Origin of the sequence: Euzebyella marina, from assembly GCF_014855515.1 — a bacterium.
Taxonomy (GTDB): Bacteria; Bacteroidota; Bacteroidia; order Flavobacteriales; family Flavobacteriaceae; genus Euzebyella; species Euzebyella marina.
The window spans coordinates 2,041,284-2,064,046 of sequence record NZ_JACYFK010000001.1; the positions used below are offsets into that span (position 1 = coordinate 2,041,284).

General features: G+C 40.9%; 18 protein-coding genes. 11 read left to right on the top strand and 7 right to left on the bottom strand.

Annotated features, from left to right (window positions below; all coding sequences use genetic code 11):
- Positions 1–91: 91 nt before the first annotated feature.
- Positions 92–928: a 3-deoxy-8-phosphooctulonate synthase gene (gene kdsA / locus IL356_RS08430; protein WP_121849892.1), complete on the bottom strand. Its 837-nt coding sequence runs from the start codon at positions 926–928 to the stop codon at positions 92–94.
- Between the two features lie 139 nt (positions 929–1,067).
- Between kdsA and IL356_RS08435 the strand changes: the two genes are divergently transcribed.
- From IL356_RS08435 to IL356_RS08450, 4 genes are all read left to right on the top strand, one after another.
- Complete coding sequence (locus tag IL356_RS08435; protein ID WP_121849891.1) at positions 1,068–1,610, top strand: hypothetical protein; 543 nt, start codon at positions 1,068–1,070, stop codon at positions 1,608–1,610.
- 114 nt (positions 1,611–1,724) lie between these two features.
- Positions 1,725–3,524 carry a translational GTPase TypA gene (typA, locus tag IL356_RS08440; RefSeq protein WP_192466538.1) on the top strand — a complete coding sequence of 600 codons (1,800 nt, stop codon included), beginning with the start codon at positions 1,725–1,727 and terminating at the stop codon, positions 3,522–3,524.
- A gap of 193 nt (positions 3,525–3,717) precedes the next feature.
- A complete protein-coding gene (locus IL356_RS08445) occupies positions 3,718–4,506 on the top strand; it encodes an SDR family NAD(P)-dependent oxidoreductase (RefSeq protein ID WP_121849889.1) in 789 nt (262 codons plus the stop codon).
- A 43-nt stretch (positions 4,507–4,549) separates the two neighbouring features.
- The gene (locus tag IL356_RS08450) at positions 4,550–5,449 is read left to right on the top strand and encodes a LolA-like protein (RefSeq protein WP_121849888.1); all 900 of its coding nucleotides are present in this window, start codon (positions 4,550–4,552) and stop codon (positions 5,447–5,449) included.
- Positions 5,450–5,468: 19 nt separating this feature from the next.
- Here the strand turns inward: IL356_RS08450 and ppgK are convergent, their stop codons facing one another.
- The 4 genes from ppgK to IL356_RS08470 all read right to left on the bottom strand — a co-directional run bounded on the left by ppgK (position 5,469) and on the right by IL356_RS08470 (position 9,320).
- Positions 5,469–6,203 (bottom strand): polyphosphate--glucose phosphotransferase, encoded by a 735-nt coding sequence (gene ppgK / locus IL356_RS08455; protein WP_121849887.1) that lies wholly within the window; start codon positions 6,201–6,203, stop codon positions 5,469–5,471.
- A 77-nt stretch (positions 6,204–6,280) separates the two neighbouring features.
- Entirely contained in the window at positions 6,281–7,762 is a 1,482-nt protein-coding gene (locus IL356_RS08460) for a sulfatase (RefSeq protein WP_121849886.1), read from the bottom strand.
- A gap of 50 nt (positions 7,763–7,812) precedes the next feature.
- The gene (locus IL356_RS20295; protein ID WP_192466539.1) at positions 7,813–8,628 is read right to left on the bottom strand and encodes an NUDIX hydrolase; all 816 of its coding nucleotides are present in this window, start codon (positions 8,626–8,628) and stop codon (positions 7,813–7,815) included.
- Positions 8,629–8,636: 8 nt separating this feature from the next.
- Positions 8,637–9,320, bottom strand: a complete 684-nt coding sequence (locus tag IL356_RS08470) for a cell division ATP-binding protein FtsE (protein WP_121849885.1) — start codon at positions 9,318–9,320, stop codon at positions 8,637–8,639.
- Positions 9,321–9,500: 180 nt separating this feature from the next.
- On the opposite strand from IL356_RS08470, the gene IL356_RS08475 reads away from it, so the two are divergent.
- The 4 genes from IL356_RS08475 to IL356_RS08490 all read left to right on the top strand — a co-directional run bounded on the left by IL356_RS08475 (position 9,501) and on the right by IL356_RS08490 (position 17,099).
- Positions 9,501–12,524: a tetratricopeptide repeat protein gene (locus IL356_RS08475; protein ID WP_121849884.1), complete on the top strand. Its 3,024-nt coding sequence runs from the start codon at positions 9,501–9,503 to the stop codon at positions 12,522–12,524.
- A 34-nt stretch (positions 12,525–12,558) separates the two neighbouring features.
- Positions 12,559–14,358 carry a TonB-dependent receptor gene (locus tag IL356_RS08480; RefSeq protein ID WP_225621415.1) on the top strand — a complete coding sequence of 600 codons (1,800 nt, stop codon included), beginning with the start codon at positions 12,559–12,561 and terminating at the stop codon, positions 14,356–14,358.
- A gap of 165 nt (positions 14,359–14,523) precedes the next feature.
- A complete protein-coding gene (locus IL356_RS08485) occupies positions 14,524–15,903 on the top strand; it encodes a hypothetical protein (RefSeq protein WP_162987934.1) in 1,380 nt (459 codons plus the stop codon).
- 125 nt (positions 15,904–16,028) lie between these two features.
- On the top strand, positions 16,029–17,099 hold the full coding sequence (locus IL356_RS08490) for an OmpA family protein (protein WP_317173274.1): 1,071 nt from the start codon (positions 16,029–16,031) through the stop codon (positions 17,097–17,099).
- 12 nt (positions 17,100–17,111) lie between these two features.
- Here IL356_RS08490 and IL356_RS08495 read toward each other — a convergent pair whose 3' ends face one another.
- Positions 17,112–17,903: an NIPSNAP family protein gene (locus IL356_RS08495; RefSeq protein ID WP_121849882.1), complete on the bottom strand. Its 792-nt coding sequence runs from the start codon at positions 17,901–17,903 to the stop codon at positions 17,112–17,114.
- A 125-nt stretch (positions 17,904–18,028) separates the two neighbouring features.
- Here IL356_RS08495 and IL356_RS08500 point away from each other — a divergent pair, with 125 nt between their 5' ends.
- Positions 18,029–18,454 (top strand): DOMON domain-containing protein, encoded by a 426-nt coding sequence (locus IL356_RS08500; protein ID WP_121849881.1) that lies wholly within the window; start codon positions 18,029–18,031, stop codon positions 18,452–18,454.
- A 13-nt stretch (positions 18,455–18,467) separates the two neighbouring features.
- Positions 18,468–20,084, top strand: a complete 1,617-nt coding sequence (locus tag IL356_RS08505) for an amidohydrolase (RefSeq protein WP_121849880.1) — start codon at positions 18,468–18,470, stop codon at positions 20,082–20,084.
- Positions 20,085–20,138: 54 nt separating this feature from the next.
- Here the strand turns inward: IL356_RS08505 and IL356_RS08510 are convergent, their stop codons facing one another.
- Positions 20,139–20,687, bottom strand: a complete 549-nt coding sequence (locus tag IL356_RS08510) for a DUF2911 domain-containing protein (protein WP_121849879.1) — start codon at positions 20,685–20,687, stop codon at positions 20,139–20,141.
- 239 nt (positions 20,688–20,926) lie between these two features.
- Between IL356_RS08510 and asnB the strand changes: the two genes are divergently transcribed.
- Positions 20,927–22,597, top strand: a complete 1,671-nt coding sequence (asnB, locus tag IL356_RS08515) for an asparagine synthase B (RefSeq protein WP_121849878.1) — start codon at positions 20,927–20,929, stop codon at positions 22,595–22,597.
- Positions 22,598–22,763 lie beyond the last annotated feature (166 nt).

Consider the following 22,763-nt stretch of genomic DNA (forward strand, 5'->3'; position numbering starts at 1 on the left):
TAAATAAAAACGGTGCAAATGTAGAGTTTAAAGGCAAATAATAAAATTTATTTAGAATAATTATAAATAAAAGTTAAGAAGCGCTTCTGTATCAATTGTTTACTAAAGAGGGTAAGCTATTGATGGTCTGTCTAAGGGCAGTCAAATTTTTTAAAAGCTGAGGCAGCATTTTAAGGTCTAACATGTTCGCACCATCACTTTTGGCATTGGCAGGATCAAAATGTGTTTCCATAAAAATACCGTCAACCCCTGCAGCGATTCCGGCCCGGGCCATGGTATTGATAAGTTCCGGTCTTCCCCCGGTAACCCCTGAAGCTTGGTTGGGCTGTTGTAATGAGTGGGTCACATCTAAAACTACAGGTGCGTATTGTTTCATGGTCGGCACGCCTCTAAAATCGACAATCATATCTTGGTAGCCGAACATAGTACCCCTGTCGGTTATCCAAACATTTTCATTGTCAGATTCCTTCACTTTGTTAACGGCGTGTTTCATGCTCTCGGGAGACATGAACTGTCCTTTTTTGAGATTAACGGTTTTTCCGGTCTCGGCCGCGGCGACGACCAAATCGGTCTGTCTTACCAAAAAAGCAGGTATTTGAAGCACATCAACATATTCAGCGGCCATGTCAGCGTCAGAAACTTCGTGAATATCTGTAATGGTAGGAACTTTAAAGGTTTCCGAAACCTTTCTTAGAATTTTCAACGCTTTTTCATCGCCGATACCCGTAAACGAATCGGCCCGACTTCTATTCGCCTTTTTGAAACTTCCTTTGAAAACATAAGGTATTTTAAGCTCGTCGGTAACCTTTACGATTACTTCGGCAATCCTCATGGCCATATCTTCTCCCTCAATGGCACAAGGCCCGGAAAGTAGAAAGAAATTATTGCTGTCGGCATGGCTTATTTGGGGAATGTTCTGAAGGCGCATAGCGTAAAAATTTTTACAAAGATAGTACTTATGCTTACTAATTAATATCCCTTTGCAGATTGTAAATTTTATTCACTCTAAAATGTTCGATGGCTCAATTTTTGATTGTGCGATTTACGATTTTAAATATTGATTTTTTATGAAGAAAACCTTACTACTGTTACTTTTTATAGCAGCCTTTTTTAATTCCCTTGCGCAATCTGATAAGCAGGTAGAAAAAGGGCTGTTAAAGGTTAATGCTCTACTGCCAGGAGCTTCTTATGAGTTGGGGGCGGGCAGAAATACTACATTTAATTTTGATGTTGCCCTTGTACCGGGTGGCGGAACTGATTATTACGGTAACTCAAGGTTTGGCCTTTTTATAGGTGCGCAAGCTGAGTTTAGATATTTTGCCAATTTTAATAGGCGATTGTCCAAAGGAAAAAATATTGAGGGCAATTCAGGTAACTATTGGGCCTTGAACAATCAAATCCTCATAGGAAACCCTTTGGTAGGTACTTACTATTTAGATAACACCTATAATCATATTGTGGCCATCACCTATGGAATCCAGCGTACTAGGCCTAAAGGCTTTTATTGGAACGTATCTTTTGGTCCCGGTGTAGCTATTTCAGAATCTGATGCCGGAGGTGCCATTATGATAGACGTCAAATTGGGTTGGGTGGTGAAAAAAATTCGGTAAAATAATTCCCTCAAAATCAATCACATAAAAATAACATCAACTTCGTTGAAGACTAGAAAATTAGCAGTATCTTTGCGCGCTCAAAAGAGGGCTGTACCCTTTTAATATTATATTATGTCTACAACAAAGAATATTGCGATTATCGCGCACGTTGACCACGGTAAGACTACCTTGGTAGACAAAATCATGTACCACTGCCAATTGTTTCGTGAAAACGAAAATACGGGCGATCTTATCTTGGATAATAATGATTTGGAAAGGGAAAGAGGTATTACCATTACTTCTAAGAACGTTTCCGTAGTGTACAAAGACACTAAAATCAACATTATCGATACTCCTGGTCACGCCGATTTCGGTGGTGAGGTTGAGCGTGTGCTTAATATGGCCGATGGTGTTTTATTGTTGGTAGATGCTTTTGAAGGGCCTATGCCACAAACACGTTTCGTGCTACAAAAGGCCATCGATATGGGTTTAAAGCCCTGTGTGGTCATTAATAAAGTGGATAAGGAAAACTGTACCCCTGAAGAGGTGCATGAAAAAGTGTTCGACTTAATGTTCGAACTGGGTGCTGAAGAATGGCAACTTGATTTTCCGGTAGTTTACGGTTCTGCAAAGAATAACTGGATGAGTGAAGACTGGCAAAAGCAAACCGAGAATATTGAGCCTTTGTTAGACATGGTTATAGAGCACATACCTACTTTTCAACCAAAAGAAGGTACGACTCAAATGTTGATTACTTCATTGGATTTTTCTTCGTTTACAGGTAGAATTGCTATCGGTAGACTTCAAAGAGGTCATTTAAAAGAAGGTCAGCAAGTTTCATTGGTGAAGCGAAACGGAAAAGTCGTTAAATCAAAAATAAAAGAGCTTTTTGTTTTTGAAGGCCTTGGGCGAAAGAAAGTAGATTCTGTTGAGGTAGGTGATATTTGTGCTATTGTTGGTATGGACGGTTTTGAGATTGGTGATACCGTTGCCGATATCGAGACTCCGGAGCAATTACAGACCATTGCTATCGATGAGCCTACTATGAGTATGCTGTTTACCATCAATGATAGTCCTTTCTTTGGTAAAGACGGTAAGTTTGTTACTTCAAGGCATATCAAAGAACGTTTAGAGAAAGAATTGGAAAAGAACTTGGCGCTACGTGTACAGGAGACTGACAGTGCCGATAAGTTCTTGGTCTTCGGCCGTGGCGTTTTGCATTTATCTGTCCTGATCGAGACCATGAGAAGAGAGGGTTACGAGCTTCAAATTGGGCAACCACAGGTAATCATCAAAGAAATTGATGGTGTCAAATGTGAGCCTGTTGAGCAATTGACTATTGACTTACCTGAAGAAGTTTCGGGTAGGGCCGTAGAAATGGTTTCTATCAGAAAGGGTGAAATGGTTAGTATGGAGACTAAAGGTACCCGAATGATCTGTGAGTTCATCATACCTTCAAGAGGTATTATCGGTCTGAGAAACCAGTTGCTGACTGCAACCGCTGGTGAAGCCATCATGTCTCACCGATTTATTGAATATCAACCCTTAAAAGGGGATATTTCTGGCAGGATCAATGGTTCTTTAGTTTCTATGGAAACGGGTACGGCAATACCTTACTCTATCGATAAGCTGCAAGAGCGCGGAAAGTTTTTTATCGATCCAGGAGAGGATATCTATGAAGGTCAGGTAATTGGTGAAAACTCTCGTCAAGATGATATGACAGTAAACGTAACAAAGACCAAAAAGTTGTCTAACGTGCGTTCGGCAGGTGCCGATGATAAGGCCAAAATAGTACCGGCCATCAAGTTCTCTCTAGAAGAAGCTTTAGAATATATTCAGAAAGATGAGTACGTTGAGGTGACCCCTAACCACCTTCGTTTAAGGAAGATATATTTAAAAGAGGTTGACCGAAAGCGAAACAAAATATCTTAAAGTAGCGAAAGCCCTGATTTTATCAGGGCTTTTTCTTTTTATAAAACCGTTAAATACTTAGTAAATTCTCAAAATCAAAGTTCAATATTTGATGCTTTGATAATTCTTAAATCTGCCCCTTTTTTTTAGTTCCACTTGCGTAGGAATATCTATATCTTAAAGCTGTCAACTCTAAACTCAAATTATTAATTCTATGCAGCTTAAAGACAAGAAAGTACTCATTACCGGAGGTTCAAGAGGTATCGGAAAATGCATGATCGACGAACTGGTCAAACAGGGGGTTCAAGATATTGCGGTTATCGGTAGAGATAAAGAAAACCTAAAGGCATTGCGCACTACATTTGAATCGGTAAATTTTATATTGGTCAGGGGAGATGTCGGTGATTTGAACGTGCTTCGCGATGTTACTTCAAAAATTGAAGATGAATGGGGTTCTTTAGATATTCTCATCAACAATGCCGGTATCGTTTCTGCTGGCCCTTTAGAAGATCTTTCCGATGAGGATATTTATGATCAAGTTTCGGTCAACTTAACGGCCGTTATGGTCCTTACCAAATATTGCATTCCTCTTTTAAGACATTCCCAGGAAGGAGCCATCTTAAATGTTTCTTCCGGATTGGGTTTGATAGGTATGCCGTTCTACTCAGTTTATGCCAGTACAAAAGCTGCAATTCGTCAATTTTCCGATGCGATAAGAAGAGAACTTGAACCTGATTCTATATCGGTTACCTGTGTATATCCTACCGCAACAAATACCGACATGATGACGACTTCAAAGGCAACTGATATGGATTCTCCCGAATTTGTGGCCGAAAGGTCTATTCAAGCTATGGTGCAGAAAAAATTGCATGTAATTTTTGGAGGAGAGGAACGACTTAACGACAGTAAACTGAATTTTGAGTCCCCCGAGAAGTTCGATGCCAAAATTGCCAAAAGCTACGAAGAACGAAAAGAAGCTAGTCTTTATCATAAGGCGATGTAATATTCACAACTTCTAATGGGGTCTTGACGCAAACAATATTTTAATGCAAAGACAGATACAGCTACTCTTTTTAATCGGTTCATTCATATTTATCGGTTGCAACCAAGATCAAAAAAGCAAGACCCCAAAAGTAGTAGAGAAGCAAGAACACGTACCTTCCAGCTCGCTTGAAATTCCTCATGATTGGATAGAGCGAAGGGTTAATAATGCCAAAGAAAGATTATCGGCAACTAAAGCAGGCGCTGTAATCTGGCAAGCCATGGAAGCTCACGGGGGATTACAGAACTGGTTCGGTAGTGGTGCATTATCCTTTCGATTTAATTACCAACCTTTAGACGGAAAGGCGGGTAGGGATAGTTATCAAACTATTGATGTTTGGCGTAATCGTGCCCGGCACATAAGTGTCGTGGATAGCACCGACCAATTTGGTTGGACGGGCGAGAAAGCGTGGCTAAAGGCAAAAGATAGCACCTCATTCACTTTTGATACCAAGTTTTGGGCCCTGACCCCTTTGTATTTAATGGGGCATCCTTTTGTAATCGATGGCGAAGGTGTTCAGTTAGAATTGCTTCCTCAGGTAGAATATCAGGGCAAGACCAATGATGTGGTCAAAGTTACTTTTAAGGCCGGTACAGGCGATGCGCCCGACGACTACTATATTCTTCAGTTTGATGCTCAATCGCACTTGATAACGGCCACACGATATATTGTTTCCTATCCGGAGTATTTCAAAGATGGAGGGCATAATCCTGAAAAGTTCATGGAGGTAGGCCAATTGACAAAGGTGGGAGGAGTTCTGCTTCCTACCAGTTTAAAGACCTATTGGACCAAAGATGGCCAACCGGGTGAATACATTACCAAAATTGATATCACTGAAATCAGTTTCGAAAAGAACCTGCCAGAAAATTATTTTGAAATGCCCAGGGAGGCAAAAGTACTTTGATAGCCTAGTCTACCGGTATTTAATGCATTGCGGCAGCGGCTGCACCTATGATGCCTGCATGGTTCTGTAGCTCGGCAGGTATTACGGGAGTTTCTATTTTGATGTACTTTTTAAACTCGTCAAAATCTTTTGATGCTCCACCTCCTAATAGAATAAGGTCTGGTGCAACAATCAACTCCACATATTTCAAAAATTTATTGAAACGCTTACCCCACTTTTTATACGAAAGTCCTTCTCTGTCTTTCGCCGAACCAGCGGCCCAAGTTTCAATTTTCTTGTATTTTTTATAAGGTATTTGGCCCAATTCAAAATTGGGTATCAGCCTACCATCTAAAAATGCGCCACTACCAAGGCCTGTGCCTATGGTAATCATGATCACCAAACCTTCCGCGCCTTTACCGATACCATAGGTCATGCACGCATAACCGGCAATATCGGCATCGTTGACCACGGTAAAATCAAGACCTGTTTTTTGTTCGAACAAGCTTTCTATGTTTACCCCAAGCCAACTAGGGTCAAGGTTTCCGGGTGATTTACAAACCCCCTTTTTAATAACGGTAGGAAATCCGCAACCGACTTTTCCTTTGTAATCGAAGTGTGCCACAATTTGGGCGATTACATCGGCCATGTCTTCTGGAGTACGTGAAGGAGGTGTAGGGATTCTGAAACGCTCGGTTACAAGTTCACCGGATTCTATATTTACGATTCCGCCTTTGATTCCTGAACCGCCTACATCAATGCCAAGTACTTCCATTATTTAGTTTTCTGGTTTTGGTTGGCAAAGTAACGAAATCTTTTGATAGAATGTATTCCATTTCGAGTAAAGCCAAGCTATTCAGGTTGAGAGTAGAGCCCTGTGTTTCCTTTTTCCCAAAGGGGCATCAGGCGTTGCACAAGCTTGGGATTTTGAGCTGCGACGTTTCTTCTTTCCTCAGAACTTTCGGTATGGTCGTACAGTTCTATTACAGGTTGCTCGTCGCTGAAAAATTTGGTGAGTCGATAATGAGGTGTTCGCATGCTTATGCCTCCTTTGAAATAGCTGTAAGCCACCTCAGGTTTTGACATAGGCTGGGAATTCAATAATGGAACAAGACTTTTTCCGTCTAGTTTAGATGAGGTTTCGATATTGGCCATTTCTAACAATGTCGGGTAAATATCGACACTTTCAACTAGGGTGCTAATTTCTCTTTGCTGGTGGTCAATCAGTGGCGATTTTATGATTAAGGTGCTTTTAAGCGCATTATCAAAAAGGGTGTGTTTACCCCACATGCGTTGGTCTCCCAAGTGCCAGCCGTGGTCGCCCCAAACGACAATGATGGTATTTTTATCAAGGCCGGTTTCTTTGAGGTGCTGCAAGAGTTTGCCAACCTGTGCATCTATATAGCTAACGGCAGCTAGGTATGCATGCCTCAGTTTTTTGGCATAGTTGTCTGAAACGGATTTTTCAACAGTGGCTTTTTCATCGCCCAAGGCATATTGGTTGAACTCTCCATTCGAGTTAAGACTTTCTTTGCTAACGTTTTCTGGCAAATTAGGGTTGTCGGAAATTTTAATGCTATCCCTGTCATACAAATCCCAATACTTTTTTGGGGAATTAAAAGGTAGGTGCGGTTTAAAAAAACCGACCCCCATCAAGAAAGGTTTGTTTGATTCTTTAAGTTCTTTCAGTTTTGAAATTGCCAGTTGCGTAGTGAGGCCGTCGGGATATCCATTATCATCGGTATTCCCTGCTTCATAGGGCTTCACCTGCTTGTTAAGACTCTGTCGATTTTCTCCGTTCGCATAGGCGAAAAAGGCATTCCAACCCGTTTTCCACTTGCCGGCATCGAATATCAGTTCGCTCCAACTGTGCGGAAGCTCTTTTTTTGCAGAAGGTTCTTCTTCGTAACCATATACCAATCCATCGGCAGAGTGGGCGATTTTTCCAATTCCGACGGTGTGATACCCAGACATCTTAAATTGATGGATAAAACTCTCCGGTGTAGTACCTTTCGGCTTATTCGATAGTTCAACTTCTATAGCTCTATTGCTTAGGTGAATGGGTTTGTACGGCCTTCTTCCTGTTAGTATGGCATGTCGCGATGCTCCGCATGTGGGCACTTGAACAAAATGATGGGTGAAAAGAGAACCAGCGCCAGCTAATGAATCGAGGTGCGGAGTGATAGCCTGCGAACCCTCATAGGCCCCGAGTTCATTTCGTAGATCATCAACGGCTATAAAAAGAATGTTGGGTCTACGTGGTTCTTTTTGGCCATAACTATTGATGGCAAAAAGAAATATCAAACAGAACAGGAATAGGGGCTTTTCTTGCATGCAACTCGCTTTTGTTTCAAATTACAAAAGGTAGTTAAAAATGCTCTTACCTACACTAGGTCTCCGTTTTCTTTAAGAATATCAAAAATTAGTGTGTCCACTTCAGATACTTTTTCGCGGTCTTCATAGGTAAACCACTGCATTTCTTCAATCTCTGATGCTGGCGCCAAAACGCCCAAGTAAGTTGCCGAATAGCAAGTCATTCTGACCAAAATACCTGGTTTTTGTCCGTCGGCCTGAGCTTCAAAAATGCCAACGAATTGCATACTAGGTAGTTCAATCTGTACGCTAAGTTCTTCCTCTATTTCTCGGAATAGGGTTTGGGCATCCGACTCACCTTTTTGGCGCTTGCCGCCTGGGAGGTAAAACTTTTTGCGGCCTTTGGTTCTAGTGACCAGAATTTTTCCGTCAACGATGTGTATCCATGCCAATTTGTCGATGATATTGGCCGTAGGTTCGATATAATAGTCAATGGAATTCAATGAGTGGTTGGGGTCTATTATATCTAAGATTTTATCGATAAGCTTGCCTTGCCAGGTCAAGGTGCCCAGTTTTTTGTTTCTTCCCAAGGCACTCGAAATGGTTTCATCGCGATTTCCAAATTTATACCCTCCGGGCTGCATCCATAAAGTATTTAAAAGATACTGCATGAGAACATTGCCAAGCTGGTCGACCGAGATGGCAATTTTAAGGAGAAATTCGCCAACACCTTTAAATCCTTTTTTAAAAAGTGAATGGAGGATGCCGTAAACAAACCCTAGTGGCCCGGTGATGACTATCAAAACAATAGCAATCAAAAAGAGCAGTGCCCCGATAAACGGGTTGACCTTTTTGTCGGTGGTATAGGTTCGTTTTTTTAAAATCATGGTTAGAACTAGACGGCTCGCTGAACTACTTCAAAAATTTTGTTGCCGTCACATTTTAAGGTCTTTGAGGGGTACTTTAAAATTAGAGCGTAATCATGGGTGGCCATCAATATCGAACGGCCCGATTTGTGAATTTCTTGAAGCACTTTCATAACCTCGACACTGGTTTGTGGGTCTAGGTTGCCGGTGGGCTCATCGGCTAAAATAAGTTCTGGGTCATTTAGAAGGGCTCTTGCAATGGCTACCCGTTGCTGCTCGCCCCCTGATAGTTCATGTGGAAATTTAAACCCTTTGGTTTTCATCCCTACTTTATCCAACACCTGTTCAATTTTTTGCTGTATTTGGGGTTTGTCCTTCCACCCAGTAGCCTTTAATACAAAATAAAGATTGTTGTTGATGTTTCGGTCGGGCAACAGCTTGAAGTCTTGAAACACGATACCAATTTTTCTTCTTAGGTACGGAATGTCTTTTTCCCTCAATTTCTTCAAGTTGAAGCCAACAATGCTTCCAGTGCCCTTTTGTAAGGGCAGGTCGCCGTACAAGGTTTTCATAAAGCTGCTTTTGCCGCTACCTGTCTTACCTATCAAATAAACGAATTCGCCTTTTTGAACATCAAGGTTTACTTCGCTGAGTACTAGGCTGTCTTTCTGAAAAATGGAAGCCTCTTTAAGCTCTAAAATGGTTTCTGACATAACAGGGGCAAGTAATTTAAGCGCTAATTTTGTTGATATAAAAGTAATAAGTTCAAGGCGAAACCGATAGGCAGTCTAGCAAAAAACTTTTTCTTTTGTTAGGTATTATTTAATAGTCGAAATATACTTTGGTACAATATTCGACGTTATTAAAATTAATAATAAGGTTAGTAGAACACTATGCTGAAAAAAATCACCGCTATGGTTCCCATACTTATGGGAACGGTCGCTATGGGGTTATCCCAAGAGACTAAAATCTATACACACGATCAAAAAGAATATCAAGACGCCTTAGCGCTTTACCACAATGAGCAGTATCAAGCTGCTCAATCTATTTTTTCAAAGGTCAAGGATAACACCAAAGATTTAGAGACGAAGGCCAATAGTGCCTATTATGAGGCAAATGCAGCTGTGCGTTTGAATCAGTTGGGTGCCGACCGTTTAATGGAAGATTTTGTAGAGAACTACCCCACTTCGACCAAACGAAATTCTGCTTTTGCCGATGTGGCCGAATACTATTTTGAGACTGGTAAGTACCCCTATGCCCTTAAATGGTACAACAAGGTAGATCAAGGGGCTCTATCCAGAAAGGAAATGGACAAGTTCAATTTTAATTATGGGTATTCTTTATTCTCTTCGGGCAAGCAAAAAGAAGCCCAGCGTTATCTGCAAAAGGTAGAGAATTCGCAAGTTTATGGTTCTCAGGCTAAGTATTATCAGGGCTATATCGCCTATCAGCAAGATGATTATGAAACGGCCAATCAGCGTTTTGATGAAATTAAGGATCCTGAAATTCTAGAAGAAAAGATGGATTACTATCAAGCAGATATGAATTTCAAGCTGGGCAAGTTCGAAGATGCCATCGCATTGGCCAAACGACAAATGGCCAAAGGAGACCGTAGGGAGAAATCGGAACTGAGCAAAATCATCGGTGAGAGTTACTTTAACTTGGGTCAATATGCCAATGCCATTCCATATCTAGAAGATTACCAAGGCAAGGGAGGTAAATGGAGCAATACGGACTACTACCTATTAGGATATTCTTATTACAAGCAAGGTGATTATGCCAATGCCGTTCAACAGTTCAACAAGATAATCGATGGCACCAATAGCGTATCGCAAAATGCATACTACCACCTAGCGGAATGCTATTTAAAACTTGATAAAAAACAGGAAGCGTTAAACGCCTTTAGAAATGCCTCTCAGATGAATTTTTCGCAAGAAATTCAAAAAGACGCCAACCTTAACTACGCGCGTTTGAGCTATGAAATAGGCAATGCTTACGAACCAGTGCCCAAGGTGATTACGGACTATTTGTCTAAATACACCAATGACAGCCATACCGAAGAGATGCAAAATCTTCTGGTAGACTCTTACATTACTTCAAAAAACTTTGAAGGGGCGATGGAATTGTTGGAAAAAAACAGAAACTATGCCAGTAAAGAAACCTATCAAAAGGTGGCATATTATAGAGGGATAGAACTTTTCATGAATGACGAGTACGCGGCTGCCGCCGATAATTTTAAGAAGTCGTTGGATAATGCTGAAAACTCTTTATTTAAAGCCCGTGCCAGTTATTGGAAGGCCGAATCTGAGTATTTGATGAATAATTTTGATGCCGCTCTGACAGATTATTTGAGTTTTAAACAAAATCCTTCTTCGAGTTCAACCGAAATGTCAAAAGACCTTAGCTATAACTTGGCTTACACCTACTTTAAGTTGAAAGACTATACCAATGCTATCAGCAACTTTAGTGATTTTACGAGTTCTGGAACCAATGACACTCAGAAACTTTATGATGGTTATTTACGCTTAGGAGATAGCTATTTTGTAACCAGTAAGTATTGGCCGGCCATTGAAACATATAACAAGGCACTGGCTTTGACCGGTCCTGAAAAAGACTATGCCGCTTACCAAAAGGCTATCAGCTATGGTTTTGTCGATAGAAGAGATTCAAAAATTGAAGAATTAAGGTCTTTTGTTTCTAAATATTCCCGTTCTACTCTTAAAGATGATGCTCTTTTTGAGTTGGCCAACACTTTAGTGTCTGCCGGGCAAGAGCAGCAGGGGTTACAGACCTATGATAGAATGATCAATGAATTTAAAGGCAGTTCTTTGGTGCCCCAGGCGATGATGAGACAAGGGTTGGTTCATTACAACGCCAGTAGAAATGAACAGGCACTTAGCAAATTCAAAACGGTCGTACATAACTTCCCCAATACCCAAGAGGCTATTCAGGCCGTATCTACCGCAAAATTGATTTACGTTGATATGGGCCGTGTCGATGAATATGCTGAGTGGGTCAAAGGGGTAGATTTTGTTGAGGTGACCGATACCGAACTTGACAATGCTACTTTTGAGTCTGCCGACAAACAAAACATGGAAGGCAAGAAGGATGCCGCCATGAGAGGTTACGAAAAGTATATTCAACAATTTCCTAATGGTCTAAATTCGGTAAAGGCCAATTTTAACTTAGCGCAGTTGTATTTTGCTAAAGGAGATAAAGAAAAGGCCCTGCCATATTACAAGTTCGTAGCCGATAAAGCGGGTAGTGAGTATGCCGAGCAATCATTGACAAGGGTTTGCGAAATATATATTGGCAAAGATGACTATACTTCGGCCCTGCCATATCTTGAAAGATTAGAGGCTCAAGCAGATATTCAACAGAATAGAACTTTTGCCCAATCGAACCTGATGAAGGGGTATTATGGTCAAAAGAATTATGACCGCACCTTGGCCTATGCCGAGAAGGTGCTCGCCACTTCAAACATTGACAATCGTATTAAGAGTGATGCCCATATCATGATTGCCAGATCGGCAATCGCCACAGGAAATGAGGCCAAAGCCAAGTCGGCCTATGCTACTGTATTAAAAATTGCTACTGGGGCGACCGCAGCTGAAGCTCTTTTTTACGATGCTTACTTTAAGAACCAAGAGCAAGACTTTGAGTCATCGAACATCTCTGTTCAGAAGTTGGCCAAAGACTACTCAAGCTATAAAGAGTGGGGCGGTAAAGGCCTAGTGATTATGGCGAAGAACTTCTACGCTCTGGGCGATGCCTATCAAGCTACCTATATTTTAGACAGTGTAATATCGAATTTCAGTCAGTTTCCGGAAGTGGTTGCAGAGGCCAAGGGCGAACTGTCGATAATCAAAGCCAAAGAAGCGCAAAGTAATTCTTCGGTTAGAACCGATGGCCAATAAAATGAATTGTTTGATCGAAAGAATTTTCGGGAACATGAAAACTGAGAAAAGAACATTAATGAAAGAATTTAGAATGTATAAAAAGATTTGCCTTTTGGGGGCAATGGTTTTCGGCTGCGGCCAATTCGCCTTCGCGCAGGAAGATGAAAATGAAGATGATGATATCGGAACGGAAACAGTTACTGTTACTAAAGCGTATACCCCAACGATTAACGACGCCTTCAAAATCAAATCGACACCTAATTTGAACGATTCGATTGTTCTTCAGAAAAAGAAAATAGAATACAATATATTTTCGGTACCGGTAGCTTCGACTTTTACGCCTGCTAAAGGAAAAGCATCGGCAGTACAGAAAACACCCCCTCCCGTATTGTATAATTCGTATGCTTCAGCTGGAGGAGGTAATCCTGCAAACGTAATGGCAAAGTTTTATACCAGTCGCACTATTGATCGCGAATCCGGATACACTATCGGGTTGGACCATAACTCTTCTAGAGGTGATATTGATGGTGTGGCTTTGGATAATGTTTTTTCCAACACCAAACTAGATGCTTCCTACGTAAAAAGAGACAGAGATTATGATTGGGGTGTCGACGTTGATGCGCAGCATCAACTATACAATTGGTACGGAATCGAAAACGGAGCTTTTACAGAAGCTATAGTCAATTCGATAGATGAGAGGCAAAACTATTATATGGCCGGGGTGTCAGGGCAAATTAGCGCTGAAGACTCTTATTTTGAAAATGCGAAATTACAGTACCGCCGTTTTTGGGATGCCGTTAAATCAGGTGAGAACCGAGCTGTCTTCAACACAGGTTTTGCTTTTCCAGTTGCCGATGAGGTGTTGGCCATAAAAGCCAATGTCGATTTTGTAAACGGTAAATTTGAAAACTCAAGCCTGAACAATGCAGATAGCCAGCCTGGTATCGATTATAGTAATCTTCAGGTAGGTATTAGTCCGAACTTGAGAATGCTCGGGGATGATTTTGCTCTCAATTTAGGGGTGAACTTGGTATACGGCCTAGATTTGGAAAATAGCGATAGTAATTTTTACATTTATCCAGCAGTGACTGCTTCCTATAACTTAATGGATGAGCTAGCCATCGTTTACGGTGGTGTACAAGGTGGGCTTGTTCAAAATTCTTATTACGGCTATGTAGAGGAAAACCCATATGTGTCACCAACTTTGAGTATACAACCTACCGATAAACAATATGATGGTTATGTGGGTCTGAAGGGGCAATTGCTTCCTAATCTGAGTTACAACGTAAAGGCGTCGTACACGGCTGAAAATAGAAAACCGTTGTTCAAGCTGAATCCGCAGAACACTACAAGAGATGACGAGAAAGGTTATTTCTACGGAAATTCTTTTGAAGTTTTTTATGACGATTTAAAAACTATTGGGGTATTCGGAGAATTGAATGTTGATGTCAATCGTAATTTCACTTTAGGGGTAAACGCTCAATATTTCAATTACAGTACAGAAACCGATAACCCCGCCTGGAACCTGCCAGAATTGACAGGGTCTTTGTTTATGGACTATCAGATAGGCGAAAAATGGTATGCCGGTGCGAACCTATTCTATGTGGGTAGTCGAGAAGATTTAGCATCGATAGCGAATGCTTCAGGTCTGCCATCTACTTTTGACTTTGAAATTGTAGAGCTTGACTCTTATTTCGATGCTAATGCTCATATAGGTTACCGATGGAACGATCAGCTTTCGTTTTTTCTTAAGGCAGCGAATATTGCGAACAATAACTATTTGAGATGGGCCAACTATCCGGTGCAAGGGTTGCAAATTTTGGCAGGAGCCACCTACAAGTTCGATTTTTAATTTTTAGGTCTTAACCGATTATTTCAGAAGGTGGTCTATTCTAATCTATGTATTCTTGGTTATTGGCTATTTTCGTCTTTTATGCTTTAGGTAACCGTTATTGCTATGATTGGTCTTAAATTCTCATCTCACTTATTTTTTTCAAAGTTTAAATTTTTGGTGCTAATGCTGCTCGTCATTGTTGCGGCATGTAAATCGGATAATGGCAGCGATGCCCCAAGTGATTTGGACTCGGATGGTGATGGAATAAGCGATGAGCAGGAGACTTTGAACGGTACCAATAAGAACAACCCTTGTGACCCCAAACCAAGTTCTGGATATACGGGTTATGATGCGAACAATACAGTTTGGTTGGCGGCCGATTGCGATACCGATGGTGTCACCAATGCACAAGAGCTTACCGATGGTACTGATCCTTTTGTCAACGAGCAAAGGGATTCAGATGGTGATGGGGTTGCCGACTTTCAAGAAGATGCTGATGGTACCGATAAGAATGACCCATGCGACCCGGTTCAAAATGAGAATTATGAGGGCTACAATTCGGGTAATAGTACTTGGGCCAATTCAGATTGTGATGGTGATGGAGTAAATAATGGAGATGAAGTATCTGCAAGCACTAATCCCTATCTTGACGATACGGTTTTTGCGATAGCCGAATTTTTACCGAAGTTGTCAGAACTGCAAATTTTTAGGGGTAACGTATCTGATTTAATTCCACACAGTACTACCCATGAATATAGTTTGAGTACCCCTCTGTATTCTGATTATGCCCTTAAATTCCGAACTATTTCCTTGCCAGAAGGTGGTCAGATGACCTACAATGGAGATGGATTATTGCAATTTCCCGATGGTTCTGTAATCACAAAAACTTTTTATTATTTAAATGATGAGCGAAATCCGTCTGCCGGTAGAAAGTTGATTGAAACACGATTGCTTATAAAAAATAATGGAGTATGGAGCATGGGTAACTATCTCTGGAACGAAGAACAGACAGATGCTACTTTCTCCAATAGTGCGCCTGTAGTTTCAGTTAACTGGATCGATAACAATGGGCAGTCGCAGTCGGTATACTATCAGGTGCCGTTTTCAATTAACTGTACCCAATGTCATGAGGTGGGCAATACATCTATACCCATCGGACCGAAAGCTAGAAACTTGAATTTTGTATTCAAGGGAGAAAACCAACTGCAATATTTTATTGATAAAGGGTTGCTTGCCGGTGCCCCACAGCTATCGGAAATTGATGCTTTACCTGCTTGGGATGACCTTTCTTTCTCTCTTGAAGAACGGGCCAGAGCTTACATTGATGTGAATTGCGCCCACTGTCATCAACCGGGCGGGCTCCATAATTCGAATACGACCGGCCGGCCTGATTTTCGATTCGAAATATCTGCAGGGGGAGCAACCTTTGGTGGTTTTGAAGAGGATATCAAGAGCAGAACGTCAACATTGCCGGCCTACGGACCATCGATGCCACTAATAGGTATTACCGAAATTCACACGGAAGGAATAGACCTTATTCATGAGTATATGGATAGTCTGTAATCCATGCCATAGGGCCAGCATTCCAATATTTTCTATTTTTAGGGCACGTACTTTTTTCGGAAATGCCAGCCATGCACCCTAAGTTAGTTGTTAGTTTTAGCTTTCTCTGTTTGAAAGCACTGTTTGTGTATTCACAAAATTTAGTACCCAATCCTAGTTTTGAGATATATAAAAGTTGTCCTGAGCGATTGGGCAATCTTCATTCTGATGTGGCCCATTGGTCGGCCCCTACAAGCGGTTCGACTGATTATTTTAATGGGTGTAGCACTGCTATGGGTACGCCAGAGAACTTTAATGGAGCTCAAGCGGCCAACTTTGGGGTAGGGTATGCGGGTATGTATTTTTATGCTCCGGAAGATTATCGAGAGTACTTACAAGTGAAATTGACGCACCCTCTCGTAAAAGGAAAAAAGTACGAAGTGTCTTTTTATGTGAGTCTTGCCGAACGTTCTGATTTTGCTATTAAAGAGTTCGGGGTTCTTTTTGCTAAAGACTCGTTATGGGCAAAAATTACCAAAGAACTTTCAAAAAGAAAATTGTACCAGCAAGCGAACAATAAGTACAATGCTTTAGAGATAGGTTATAGCAATTTTTATTCCGATACCCAAGACTGGATCTTGGTTCACACTCAATTCGAGGCAAAGGGTTCTGAGCGTTATCTCATACTAGGTAATTTCAAGAGCAATAGTAGAACTAGACTGTTTAAGACCAAGAAAAATGCCAAGCAGGGAGCTTATTATTATGTTGATATGATTTCGGTAACACCTTCGAATGTAAATGGAAACGGAGACTTGGTCGTGAAGAATGATATAAATCCCCATCAAACCATTCAGTTGGGTAAAGCCCAAGTTTTTCAGAATGTTCTTTTTCTTTTTAATGAATCGTACTTATCGAAAGAAGCAAGAGGTGAGCTGCAATCTGTATCGGATTATTTGCGTGAGAATAGAGAATATATTATTACTATTAGGGGCTTTACCGATAACCAAGGTTCAAAGAAGCATAATCAAAACCTTTCGACTCGAAGGGCCAAAACCGTCGCTCGATTTCTTACGGATATGGGCCTTTCTAAAAAACGAATCAAATGGTACGGTTACGGGGCGGAAAATCCGATAGCCGACAATCTTACTGAAGAGGGTAGGGCGCTAAATAGAAGGGTGGAGTTCTTAATTGAAGCCCCACCCTTTGATACTGATTAAAATAATTGATTTTTAGTAATCGGAATATTCAGTTGGGTACAATAATAACTTATCGGCCTTATTCATGTTATTCTGATACTTAGGTTCGTTTTTCAATACGCCCCACTTATCAGAACCGAAAAAAGCTTCCCATTTGGCATCTCTTGTTTTCATATCAGGAAATGTAGTCATGTACATAAGGTTAGGCATACTATCCCCTGAAATAACTTCTGCATAAAAAACGGCGTTGAAATCCAATGATTCAAATAACTCGACTTCCCCACCAGCATTGAACATATCTACTTTATTCAGATAGGTTGCTTCCGTTGGCGATTCATAACTTCTTAGTTCGTAAACCCTGTCTTTTCTGGGGCCAGTCAGTTTCGAGGCTTCCATTTTGGGCATTTCGGCAAAAGCACGCATTAAAACCGAGTTGATTCGTTGGTAGGGCGGGTTGTCAAATGCAGCATTGATGTAATCGGTACCAGCCTTTTGGTAGGTTGGATCATTGGCCAATTTACTATCAAGACCTTCGAATTCGCCTAAATCATTAAACGGAATCAAAACAAAAATTTTATCGGCGATTAGATAGTTGTTAGGCCTAAATTTAAAGACCCCTACATCTTTGATTCCTGCCTTTTTAAGGGCGGGTAGAAAGGCATCTTTGAGGTACGCATCCATTCTAGATTCTTGGGCTTCATCTTTAAGGGTGTAGGTCTTGAGTTGGTAGTACTGTCTTTTTGCCTGTTGGGCCGTTAAGCTGTTGGAATAAAATAATACAGCAAATAAAAGGGTAAACGATTTAATGATAATTGAAGTTTTCATATAGTAGTTTTGGTTTGAAGAGTATCCAAACTTAATGAAGATCACTCATAAAACCTATTGTCGGCTACTCGGCGACCATTGATATCATAAAACTCTTATCTTTAGTTATATTAAAACATTTTCCTATGAAAAGTAAAACGCTTAAAATTCTTCTTTTCGGCTTGTGCTGTATCGGTTTTGGTTCCTCTACTTCTGTGGCCAATGATAATTCTAAAACCATGTTTTATGGCTATGCTGATATTCAAACAATAGTCAATGACCTGGTAGGTATTTGGCAGTACACTGTCGATAATGCCCCGCCAGAATACAGTAAAGGTGTAATTGTTATCAAGAATGAGACAGATTCATATGCTGTTGAGGTTCAAATACCCGCCGGCACTTTGCAAGGCTCCAACGTTAATGTTGATGGTTCCCAAATCAGTTTCGAACTAAATATCGAAGGAACTGTTTTTACAGTAAAACTGATTGCCGATGGCGATACTATTTCTGGGGAGAGTTTTTCGTATGATGGGTCGTACGGCATTTCAGGAACCCGAGTTAAACCACAATAATCGACTTTTTTTGATGCATAGATTTGTACTGATTCTTTTTGTGTTATTTCTTTCTTGTAACCAAGAAAAGGAAGTGGTCGATTTAATCATCGTCAATGCCAAAATCTATACTGTTGATAATGATTTTTCAGTTGCAGAGGCATTTGCTGTTAAGGATGGAAAATTTATAGAAATAGGTACTTCTGAGGAAATTGAGGAAAAATACCGGTCTGAGAAAAGAGTAGATGCCGAAGGCAAAGCAATCACTCCGGGCCTCATTGATGCCCATTGCCATTTTTATGCTTTGGGCCTTAATCAGCAAACGGTTGATTTGACCGGTACTAAAAGCTATGTGGAGGTTCTTCAAAGAGTAAAGGATTTTCAAGCTAAGAACCAGAAACAATTTATAGTTGGTAGAGGATGGGACCAAAATGATTGGCCGGTTAAGGAGTTTCCTGACAAGAAGGAGCTTGATGAACTCTTTCCTGATACTCCGGTGGTATTGGGACGAATAGACGGTCACGCCCTTTTGGTCAATTCAGCAGCTTTGGATCTTGCTAAAATTGATGAGAGCACAAGAGTAACCGGTGGCGAAATTGTAAGAGGGAAGAATGGTCTTTCGGGCGTTCTTATCGATAACCCTATGAATCTAATCGAAAAGGTCATTCCTGAAAATTCCCTTAGTACAAGAATAAAAGCTTTGAAAGATGCAGAAAGTATTTGTGTCGGCTATGGGTTGACAACCGTTAATGACGCCGGTATTGACCGCTCTACTATAGAGCTTATCGATAGCTTGCAACAGGCCGGGGAACTTTCCATTAGGGTTTATGCGATGATCAGCAATAATGAAGATGATGTTGATTATTTTATTTCTCAGGGCCCATTAAAAACAGAAAGGTTGAATGTTCGATCTGTCAAAGTATACGGAGATGGGGCATTAGGCTCAAGAGGAGCAGCCCTAAAAAAAGAATATTCTGATAAGCAAGGTCATTTTGGCGCTATGGTAACCCCTGTCGATGCGATTGGTGAATTGGCCCAAAAGATGGCGAAATCGGAATTTCAAATGAATACCCATGCCATCGGTGATTCGGCCAACGCTGTCGTGTTGAGGGCTTACAAAGATGCTCTGGGTAATCAAAAGGACAGGCGATGGAAAATTGAGCATGCACAGGTGATAGACGAAATTGATTTCAATTTTTTTGAGGAAGGCATAATTCCTTCGGTTCAGCCTACACATGCTACAAGTGATATGTATTGGGCAGAAGACCGATTGGGGCATCAGCGGATAGAGGGTGCTTATGCATATAAAACACTCTTGGATAAGGCGGGCATAATCGCATTGGGTACTGATTTTCCCGTGGAACAGGTAAGTCCGTTTCTGACCTTTTATGCGGCTGTTGCGAGAAAAGACTTAGAAGACTATCCAGAAGGCGGTTTTCAAAAACAGGATGCCTTGACCCGTGAGGAAGCCCTAAGGGGCATGACTATCTGGGCGGCCTATTCTAATTTTGAGGAGAATGAAAAGGGTAGTATAGAGAATGGGAAGTTTGCCGATTTTGTCATTTATGATAAAGATATGATGACCATTACGTTAAGTGAAATACCTTCGGTAAAAGCCCAGCAAACCTATATAGGCGGAAAACTTCAATAAATAAAAAACCGAGGTATGAAGCCTCGGTTTTTTAAAATTATCCAATTCTGTTATTTACATTTTGGTAAAACTGATAGGTACGGCAACTCTTGTTTTGTCCCAACCCATTACTAAGTTAGCACCGTCTTCGGCATCTTCAAATGCGATTGAAAATTCTTCTAAAGAACTACCATCGGCTTTGCTAGGTACTTTTACCCTTGCTACGTCAGCTCCTTCCTCATAGGAATAAGCCCCCCATTGGTTAAGATTTTTGTTTAGAATCACTGTCCACTCACCATTTCCTGGTACAGTGAACAAAGAATAAATACCGGCCTTGATATCTTTCCCTCCAAATGTGGCATCGGTGTAAAACTGAATTTCGGCAGCTTCATTGGCACCGGTTCGCCATACTTTACCTGCTGGTGCCAGCTCGGCCAATGACCTTCCTTTTAGTTGGGGTCTGCTGTAAATGACCCTGACCGTTTTATTCGATATTTTGTAATCGTTGGGGTAAGAGGCCATGTCCATAGGGCTCTTGTCAAGACCACTAAATTTTTGGGCAGTAGCTTCGACCGTAAAAATCATGGCAAAGGCCAGAATTGCAATAAATGATAGGTTTTTCATAATCGTGAGAATGTTTTGAATAAAACTAGTTAGTTAACAATATATACTTTACTAAAGAGTCGTTAAAATTAATTCATCTTACAAAAAGTTCGATTATTACTAGAATAATTAATTTACCATTTCAATATGTTGATATAATTGCTTAAAAAGTTTTTATGTGTAATCTAAAATAGAAATGTGTTTTATAATTGAAATTATAAGTCCATCTTTGCTTTCAAATTACTAATAATTACAATGATATGTGCGGAATTGTATGTGCCTTTGATTTAAAGGAAAGTTCAGAAGCCTTAAGGCCACAGTTGCTTGAGATGTCTAAAAAAGTTAGACATCGTGGACCGGATTGGAGTGGTATTTATGCAGATGAGAAAGCTATCTTGGCTCATGAGCGTTTGGCCATTGTAGACCCGGCATCGGGTAAACAGCCTTTGTTCAGTGAAGATGGTAAACTTGTTTTAGCGGCCAATGGTGAGATATATAACCATAGAGAGTTGCGAAAGCAATTTGAGGGTAAATACAATTTCAAGACCGAATCTGATTGTGAGGTTATCTTGGCATTGTATCAAGAAAAGGGAGCTTCGTTTATAGATGAGATGAACGGTATTTTCGGTTTTGCAATTTATGATGCCGAGAACGATTCTTATTTTATAGCTCGTGACCATATGGGAATTATTCCCCTGTATATCGGGTGGGATCAGAACGGTACTTTTTATGTTGCTTCTGAGTTAAAAGCACTGGAAGGTACTTGTTCAAAGATTGAACTATTTCCTCCCGGTCATTACCTTCATAGCGATGATGGCGAGTTTAAAAGATGGTATTCACGTGACTGGATGGAATATGATGCAGTAAAGGAAAATGAGACCAGTATTCAAAAAATAAAGGAAGCCCTAGAGGCGGCAGTGCACCGTCAATTAATGTCTGATGTACCCTATGGGGTTTTATTGTCAGGAGGGCTTGATTCTTCGGTTACTTCTGCCATTGCCAAAAAATATGCGCAAAAGAGAATCGAGTCAGGGGACACGGCCGATGCTTGGTGGCCTCAACTACATTCATTTTCCGTAGGTCTAGAAGGTTCTCCTGATTTGGCTGCGGCACAAAAAGTGGCCGACCATATCGGTACGGTGCATCACGAGATTAAATTTACCATTCAAGAAGGTTTAGATGCCATTAAAGATGTTATCTACAACCTAGAGACCTATGATATCACTACCATTCGTGCGTCTACACCTATGTACCTAATGGCACGTGTCATTAAATCGATGGGTATCAAAATGGTACTTTCGGGTGAAGGTGCAGATGAGCTTTTCGGTGGTTATCTATACTTTCATAAGGCGCCTAACGCCCAAGAGTTTCATGAGGAAACGGTTAGAAAGTTAAGCAAGTTGCATATGTACGACTGCTTGAGAGCCAATAAATCTTTGGCTGCTTGGGGTATTGAAGGTAGGGTTCCGTTTTTAGATAAAGAGTTTATTGATGTAGCGATGAGCATCAATCCTCAAGATAAAATGATCAACGGAGAGCGTATGGAGAAGTGGGTTGTGCGTAAAGCTTTCGAAGATTACCTTCCGGCAAGCGTTGCATGGAGACAGAAAGAGCAATTCTCTGATGGAGTTGGTTACAGTTGGATCGATACTTTGAAAGAAATCGTAAATGCCGAAGTAAGCGACGAGCAATTGTCCAACGCTAAATATCGTTTCCCTATTCAAACTCCAACATCAAAAGAAGAGTTTTACTATCGATCGATATTCGAATCTCACTTTCCTTCAGATGCAGCGGCATTGAGCGTTCCGCAAGAAGCGTCGGTAGCCTGTAGCACACAAATTGCACTGGAGTGGGATGAAGCGTTCAAGAATATGAACGACCCGTCTGGTAGAGCTGTGGCCAAAGTGCACACAGATGCCTACGTCAAATAAAAAAGTTATGTGTTTGTTATAATATGGCCCCGTCAGTCGATTGCTGACGGGGTTTTATTTTTTGTACTTGCAAAAGGGTAATTTTCCACAATATTTGTTGATAACTTAGAGGTTAATAAAGTGCTAAAACCCTATATTCTATAGGGTATTCCGTATATTTGCGAGA